Here is a 7,547-nt window from a genome sequence, read left to right as displayed (position 1 = left end):
AGCCACATCGGTGGTCAGCGGGCCCAGGGTGTAGAACGGCGCCTCGCCGCAGACCTTCAGCTGTTTGTCCATATTGGCCTTGATCTTGTGCATCGGCACGTGGCCGGGCCCTTCGATCATCACCTGGACATTGTGCTTCCAGGCGATCTGGGTGAGTTCGCCCAGGGTCTCCAGCTCGCCGAACTGGGCCGCGTCATTGGCGTCGGCGATACAGCCCGGACGCAGGCCGTCGCCCAGGCTGAACGACACATCGTAGGCCTTCATGATCTCGCAGATGTCTTCGAAGTGCTCGTAGAGGAAGTTTTCCTTGTGGTGGCTGAGGCACCACTTGGCCATGATCGAGCCGCCGCGGCTGACGATGCCGGTGACGCGCGTGGCGGTCAGCGGCACATAGGCCAGGCGCACCCCGGCGTGAATGGTGAAATAGTCCACGCCCTGCTCGGCCTGTTCGATCAGGGTGTCGCGGAACACCTCCCAGTTCAGGTCCTCGGCGACGCCGTTCACCTTCTCCAGGGCCTGATAGATTGGCACCGTGCCGATCGGCACCGGGCTGTTGCGGACGATCCAGTCGCGGATGTTGTGGATGTTGCGGCCCGTCGAGAGGTCCATGACGGTGTCGGCGCCGCAGCGGATCGACCAGACCATCTTGTCCACCTCGTCGGAGACGTGGCTCAGGACCGCCGAATTGCCGATGTTGGCGTTGATCTTCACCAGGAAATTCCGGCCGATAATCATCGGCTCCAGTTCGGTGTGGTTGATGTTGGCCGGGATGATGGCGCGGCCGCGGGCGATCTCGTCGCGCACAAACTCCGGCGTGCAGAAGTCCGGGATCTCGGCGCCGAAGTCCTCACCGTCCCGGATGAAGGCATCGCCCTGCTGCCGACGCAGGTTCTCGCGGATGGCCACATACTCCATCTCAGGCGTGATGATGCCGCGCCGCGCATACTCCAGCTGGGTGACGTTGGCGCCCGCCCTGGCGCGATAGACCCGGCGGGGCGCATCGAACTGTGGGGCCAGATGCGCGCCCCGGGCAAAGCCGTTGTCCTCGGGCTTCACCGCGCGAGGATTGGTCACCAGCTCCACGTCGCCGCGCGACACCACCCAGGGCTCGCGCGTCTTCTGCAGGCCCTTCTCAATATCGATGGCGGTGGTCGGGTCGGTGTAGGGGCCAGAGGGATCGTACAGGGTCAGAGCCGGCTCATTGGCGCTGGGATGGACAGCCACCTCGCGAAACGGCACACGGATGTCGGGCCAGAGCACGCCGGGCTGGTAGACCTTTTTCGACCCCGGGCGCTCGCCCGTGGGGATGCTGCCGGGTTGCAGTTTGCCAATCAGCTTGTTCATGCGCATGCGGTCCCAAAAGATGGACGGACCACGGGCGGAGGATCAGGAACGCAATGCACCCTTCCCTTCGCCGGCATGACCCGGATCAGGTTCGACGGGTCGTGGGCTCACCCACCTCTCAGCCGCTCTGGCGCGGCCCCCCGAGGACAGGAGACAGAGTAACCCTCTTGTCCACGCCTCGCCAGCCGCAAAAGCGAAGACGAAAAGCCTCGGTGCGCGTATCATTGTTACGAGGGACCCTATGGAGACACGCTCATGAATCGCTCAATTGTCGCCCTGGCCGCCCTGGCGACCCTGTCTGCCGCCGCCGCCTCTACTGCCGCCTATGCGGCCAAGGACTCCTTGCTGGGCGCCGCGCCCGAGCGCGGAACCGGCTTGCCGTCGGGCCAGTGCCTGCGCAGCCGTGATATCCGCGCCCACACCATCGCCGACAGCAACACCCTGTTGATCAGGGGCGGCGACAAACAGACCTATCGCGTGACGATGGCGGGCGGTTGCCTGGCCGGCGCCACACAGTCGGATCCGATCATCACCCGCAACCCGCCGGGCGCTGACCGCATCTGCAAGCCCATTGACCTGGACATCGGTATCGCGCGCGACGGGTTCGAGACCCGTTGCATCGTTGAGTCTATCGTCCGGCTCAGCCCGGAGCAGGTGGCCATGGTGCCGAAGAAGCTCAGGCCCTGACCAGAGGGGTCAGACCCCGCGCCGGATAACCAGCACCTTGCCCGCGTAGGCGGCTACGTCCACGCGGGCGACGCGCTGTACCTTTCGCCCCGTGGCGCTCATGAAAGTCACCTCGACGGTGACCTGCCGGGCGCCGGGCAGGCCGAAATGGACCGGCGTCGCGCCCTGCGAGCCGTAGCCGCCGCCGGTCGAGACCTGTCCCGTACCCAGCAGCTTGCCACCGGCACCATAGACCCGCACCTCGGCCCCGGCCTGGGTATAGCGCCCCTTGGCGTCGAGCACGCTCACCTGCAGGCTCTGCCGCGCCTGCCCGGCCGGCAGCAGGTTGCGGAACAGGTAGTGCCCGCCTACCGCCGTGTAGCCCTTGGTCACAGACAGATCGACGTCGCCATCGCGGTCGAAATCGGCCCAGGCCACGCCATGATCGCCGACGTCCAGGGGCCCGCCCTGGATCAACACCTTACGGAAGCCCTTGCCGCCCTCATTGTGGAACAGGCTGTTGCGCGGAACCTGCTGGCCGGGCGGTCCCGCGTAGGACATCACCGACAGATCGGGAAAGCCGTCGTTGTCATAGTCGCCCCAGGCGGCGCCCACGGCCTCATTGTCCAGATCAACGCCCACAGCCGCCGCAGTGTTGGCGAACCGACCGTCGCCTGATCCCCGCCACAGGGTGTTGCGACCATAGTTGGGGACGAAGAGGTCCAGATTTCCGTCGTTGTCATAGTCGCCGACCGCGCAGCCCACCCCGCCCTGATTGCTCTTGCGCCCGGCGTTCTCCATGCCCAGCTGCGGCGCGACATCCACAAAGGCGGTCCCATCATTCCGCCATAGCGAATCGGTCTTGCCCGACTGGTTGGCCAGGAAGAGATCCAGGTCGCCGTCCTTGTCGTAGTCCAGCCAGCATGCACCGACTGTAGATCGCGCCCCGGTGGGCCCGGCGTCCGCAAACACCTGACTGAACTTGCCGCCATCGTTGCGATAGAGCTTGTTCGGTCCGACCCGGTCTGTGGCGAAAAGGTCGACATCGCCGTCGTTGTCGTAGTCGACCCAGTTGTTCTGGCGTGAAGCCCGGCCCATCAGCGTCAGGCCGATCCCGTCGGCTACGTTGACGAAAGACTTTCCGGCCTGGTTGCGGAAGACGGCAGTGGGCTTCTCCGGCAGGCTCGACCCCGCCAGCAGATCCAGCCAGCCGTCGCCGTCATAGTCGCCCCAGCTGATCGCCCGGAACTCACCGCCCGATGTCGGCAGGCCCAGGCCTGCGCCTGCGCTGGCCAACACACCGCGCTCATTCCGATAGAGCCTGATCTCGCCGCTCTTCAGCGATACCGCCATGTCGAGGTCGCCATCATTGTCGAAGTCGGCCCAGGCGTTGGACAGCGAGCCCGGCATGGCCAGCAGTTCAGGCTGCACCGGCGCAAACGCCGGCTCTCCGACCGGTGCGGCGGCAACGAGCAGGAGGGCGCAGACCGCCGCGGTCGCCGGGAGAAAGCGCCTGGTCATGTTCGTCTCCTCAGTACGGGGTCGTCGCCTTGAGGTTCTGTTCGACCTCGGCGCGGGTGGTCCAGAGATTGCGGAAGGTCTTCTGCGACAGATGCTCAAGCTGGTCGCTGCGGTGCGGCGAGCCGGGCTGGGTCGAGTTGCCATAGCTCATGAGCCCGACCGCCTTGATCGGCGTCGAGAACTCCACCATCGACATCCAGGTCTCACCGTGAACGGGCGTGCGCTTGCCGTCCTTGAGCGGGCTCCAGGTCATGACGTGGAAGACCCCGAGGTTGCCGAAGCCGCCGTTGCCAGGCAGGTCGACCTTGCCAAGGGCGAACCGCGAGACCTCGCCAAACGGCCGATCAAGGGCGCCGTAACTGGCCCTGGCCTCCGTCGCGGCGGCCTTTAGCATGGCGACGGCCTGGTCCGGATCCTTAAGGCCATAGGGCGTGTCGATGGGTCGGGCGGCGTCCCAGCGGACCTTGTAGTTGGCGTCGCTGATATAGTTAGGCCCGGCGAACCTGCGCGCCCAGGCCTCGAACAGCAGGGCGCCCCGGGCATCGGCGTTGACCGTGCGGTCCCAGGCCTTGAGGACGGTGACGGCGGCCTGGACGTCGGGGTCGGCGCTTGCGGCCGCCGCAGCGAGCAGATCGTCCAGCACCCGGTCGGTCATCAACACATGGCTGGTCAGCTTGCGGACCACGAAGTCGTCGAAGGTGATCTTCGGCGGATCGGCCATCAGGTGCGACGCCTGCTGGGCGCGGAGAGACATCGGCCCGTTGTTGGCCATGTAGGCCGGGTAGTCCTTTGCCTGGATCGTCTGCGGATAGGTCGCCACCCAAGGCGGGTCATTGGAGTTCTGCACATAGCCGCTGGGCGGATCGATGACCTTGGGCAGCTCGGCGTAGGTATGGGTCTCGGTCCACAGCGTCTTCGAGGTGTCGCCGGGGACGAGGCCGCCCCACCTGGCGACATCGCCATCCGCGTGTTTGGGCAGAATGCCGTTGTAGAGGTACTGGATGTGCCCCTCCCGGTCGCCGTAGACGATGTTGAACGAAGGCACCTGCAGCCGGTTCATGATCGCCTGGTAATCGGCGAAGCTCTTCGACTTGCCCATGTCCCAGTACTGGCGAAGCCCGCCCGGCCGATCGAGACCTGCCACACGCAGGGCCACCGTCTTGCCGTCGGCGCGGGTGAACACCGGGCCGTGCACCGAGGATCGCAACTCCAGGGTCTCGGTCTTGAGGGACCCATCCGCCTGCCGGACCTTGAACGTGGTCGTCGAGGTCGTAAACGGGCGCACCTTGCCATCGTAGAGATAGCCGCCGTCAGCCAGCTTCAGTTCATAGTTGGTGGCGCCCAGGATGCCGTTGACGGTGTTGGTGAAGCCCATCCGCTCGTTGAACATGAAGCGCAGCACCGGCAGGCCCACCTGGGTGGCGCCGTACATCTTGATGCTGGGTCCGTTGAGGTCGGCCTCAAAATAGGTGAGCTGGCTCGGTGCCCAGGGCAGGTGCGGGTTGGCCAGCAGCAGGGTGTTTCCGCTGGCCGATTTCTTCGGCGCAACCGCCCAGGCGTTTGAGCCCGCGTCGGCGTTGCCCATCGTGCGCGCCTGAGGCGCCACATAGACATAGTTCATCAGGCGGTGGCCGTGGGCCATGACATCGACGCCGGTGATCGGAAAGACCTGCCGCACCGAAGGATCCAGCGCCTCGGGGTGAGCCTTGGCATAGGCGTTCATACCCGCCGCGAAGGCATCCAGATTGGCCCGGAAGCTGGCCGGCTCCTTGGCGTACCAGGCCCTGGCCCGTTCGTAGATTCCGTTGGCGAGAACCCACTTGTCAGACTCAATCTCCGAGGCGCCCCAGTACTCGGCAGCCCGACCCCGGGCCTGACCGTACAGCTTGACCACAACGTCGCCGTGGTTCTGCGCGGTGGCGTAGCCGAAGCCGAAGAAGACACCGGCCTCGTCCTTTCCGTAGACATGCGGCACGCCGTAGCTGTCCCACAGGATCTCACCGCGCGGCCCGGGAGCTGCACCCGCCGTACCTCCCAGAGCCAGCAGGATCATGGCCGCCAGGGCCGCGAACATTGTCGAAATCGCCCGGCTCATGATCCCTGCTCCCTCAAATCCCGATCAGAAGTCCCACTGCACCCGGGCGTAGTAGGACCCGCCTGTGAAGCCGATCGGCGAGGTGCCGGGGTACTGCCCGGCGCCAAGGTTAGCATTGAAGATACCGACCGCGTCCGGATAGTTGTTGAACAGATTGTTCGAACCCACCGCGAACGTCACCTTGTCACGGAATTTGTAGCTGACCTCCAGGTCCGTGATCCATTCAGCGCCATAGCTGCGGTCGTTTGCCGCAAGATTCTGCCTCACGGTGTACTTGCCGAAGCGGGTCTGACGCAGATTCACGCTCACATCATTCCAGGTCCAGGCGGCGCTCAGCGCGATCTTGTCCTTGGGGATCGCCGTGGTCAGGTTGCCCTGGCTCAACCGGTCGAACAGCACGAACGTCGGGCCCAGCGCGCTCAGCTGCGGCGGGTTGGCGATGATGCTGCGGATCTCGGTTTCATTGTGGTTGTAGCCGGCCGAGGCCCGAAGCGCGCCCCAGTCGCCCAGGTCCTTCTTCCAGGTCGCCACGATGTCGATCCCGTCCGTACGGGTGTCGATGGCGTTGGTATAGTACTGGCCGCTGAGCGAGCCCGGCAGGCCATTGGCCACCAGGATCGCCGACACCGCAGCACCGGTCAGGGTGCTGGTGATGGCGATGCGCTTGTCGATATCAATGCGGTAGGCGTCCACCGTGATCGCCAGGTCCGGCATCGGCTCCAGCGTGAAGCCCAGGCTGATGTTGGTGGACTCCTCGGGCGTGAGCGGCTGTGCGCCAAGGGCGCGAGCCTCACGCGAGCCTACCGGCAGGGTCTTGATCTGCAGCAGGTCCAGCACCCCGCTTACCAGCCGGAACTGGCTGGACGAGGCGGCATAGTTCTGCTGGGCCAGCCCCGGTGCGCGGAACCCGGTGGAGACCGCGCCACGGACCGCCAGCCAGTCAGTGACCTCGAAGCGGCCGTTGACCTTGCCCACCAGGGTATCCCCGGAAGCGTCGCTGTAGTCCTCGTAGCGGACTGCCGCACCCAGGAAGAGCCGCTCCGTCGGCGACCACCCCAGTTCGCCATAGGCCGCGTAGTTGTTGCGCGACGAGGAACTGGCGTCCGACGGCTGGAACCCGGGCGTCGCCTGGGCGCCGGTGGCGGGACGCTGCCCGGCGAACGGCTGGCCCGCCGGGATCACATAGAGACCGGCCTGATAGCTGGCCAATTCACCGGCCTCGACCCGGTAGGTCTCGCGCCTGTGCTGCGCACCGAGCGAAACCTGCAGATTTCCGGCGCTCTCCAGTTCGAAGGCCCGCGTCAGGTCCAGCGAATTGACCCACTCCGTTGAGCGCAGGGCGCCGACGTAGAACACCGTTGGACTGCTCGGGCCCAGGCTGGCGTTGATCGTATTCGAAGTGTTTTCGGTGGCGCGGTTGTAGCCGAGGGTGGAGGAGATATCCCAGTCCCAGCCGCCAGCCTTGCCGCGGACGCCAGCGGCGAACTCATAGTCCCGCTCGCGGATCACCAGATTGGGCCGGAAGCCCTCCGGATAAATCTGCGGCAGGCTGTTGACGCTGTTGGGCGCGCGGAAGGTGAACGGCAGATCCGACACCCGGCGGCTGACCGTACCGAAGGAATAGAGCTCGGTCTCGTCGTCCAGCGAATAGGTGATGTTATAGCCCGCGTTCGTGCCGATCTGCGGCAGCACGCCGGAGTTCAGGGTGATCAGCCGGTCGACCGTCAGTTCGCGCGGATCCGGCAGGCCTGACGGGATCAGGCGCGGATAGATCTGGATGTTCGGCGCCACGGGACTAGCCCGGTTCGACAGGAGCTGGCTCTTGTGACTGGCGAAGACATTCAGTTGCGCCTTGTCGCCAAGAGCCCAGCCGTAGGTGCCGTTGAGCTGCCAGAGCTCACCGTCGCTGCGGTCGAAGTTC

Annotated in this window: 5 protein-coding genes and 1 riboswitch; of the genes, 1 reads left to right on the top strand and 4 read right to left on the bottom strand. The window is 65.5% G+C overall.

Translation table 11 applies throughout. From position 1 onward, the window contains the following. Positions 1-1,344, bottom strand: a 1,344-nt coding sequence (gene thiC, locus ACIQ42_RS13235) for a phosphomethylpyrimidine synthase ThiC (RefSeq protein WP_397422682.1), incomplete at its 3' end; no start/stop codon positions are given. A 45-nt stretch (positions 1,345-1,389) separates the two neighbouring features. Next, positions 1,390-1,497, bottom strand: a riboswitch (TPP riboswitch). Positions 1,498-1,599: 102 nt separating this feature from the next. Between thiC and ACIQ42_RS13230 the strand changes: the two genes are divergently transcribed. Beyond that, on the top strand, positions 1,600-2,031 hold the full coding sequence (locus ACIQ42_RS13230; RefSeq protein WP_397422681.1) for a DUF6491 family protein: 432 nt from the start codon (positions 1,600-1,602) through the stop codon (positions 2,029-2,031). A 9-nt stretch (positions 2,032-2,040) separates the two neighbouring features. Here ACIQ42_RS13230 and ACIQ42_RS13225 read toward each other — a convergent pair whose 3' ends face one another. The 3 genes from ACIQ42_RS13225 to ACIQ42_RS13215 all read right to left on the bottom strand — a co-directional run. After that, entirely contained in the window at positions 2,041-3,531 is a 1,491-nt protein-coding gene (locus ACIQ42_RS13225) for a CRTAC1 family protein (RefSeq protein WP_397422680.1), read from the bottom strand. A gap of 10 nt (positions 3,532-3,541) precedes the next feature. Next, on the bottom strand, positions 3,542-5,626 hold the full coding sequence (locus ACIQ42_RS13220) for a penicillin acylase family protein (RefSeq protein ID WP_397422678.1): 2,085 nt from the start codon (positions 5,624-5,626) through the stop codon (positions 3,542-3,544). A gap of 24 nt (positions 5,627-5,650) precedes the next feature. Next, positions 5,651-7,547, bottom strand: a 1,897-nt coding sequence (locus ACIQ42_RS13215; protein WP_397422677.1) for a TonB-dependent receptor domain-containing protein, incomplete at its 5' end; no start/stop codon positions are given.

Source organism: Phenylobacterium sp. (assembly GCF_044372605.1).
Lineage (GTDB): Bacteria > Pseudomonadota > Alphaproteobacteria > Caulobacterales > Caulobacteraceae > Phenylobacterium.
The sequence above is the reverse complement of the archived record's forward strand: the minus strand, read 5'-3'. Positions and strand labels throughout refer to the sequence as shown.

Coding starts and splice junctions, on each gene's coding strand:
- ACIQ42_RS13230 (WP_397422681.1), top strand. CDS start 1,600: ATGAATCGCTCAATTGTCGCCCTGGCCGCCCTGGCGACCCTGTCTGCC.
- ACIQ42_RS13225 (WP_397422680.1), bottom strand. CDS start 3,531: ATGACCAGGCGCTTTCTCCCGGCGACCGCGGCGGTCTGCGCCCTCCTG.
- ACIQ42_RS13220 (WP_397422678.1), bottom strand. CDS start 5,626: ATGAGCCGGGCGATTTCGACAATGTTCGCGGCCCTGGCGGCCATGATC.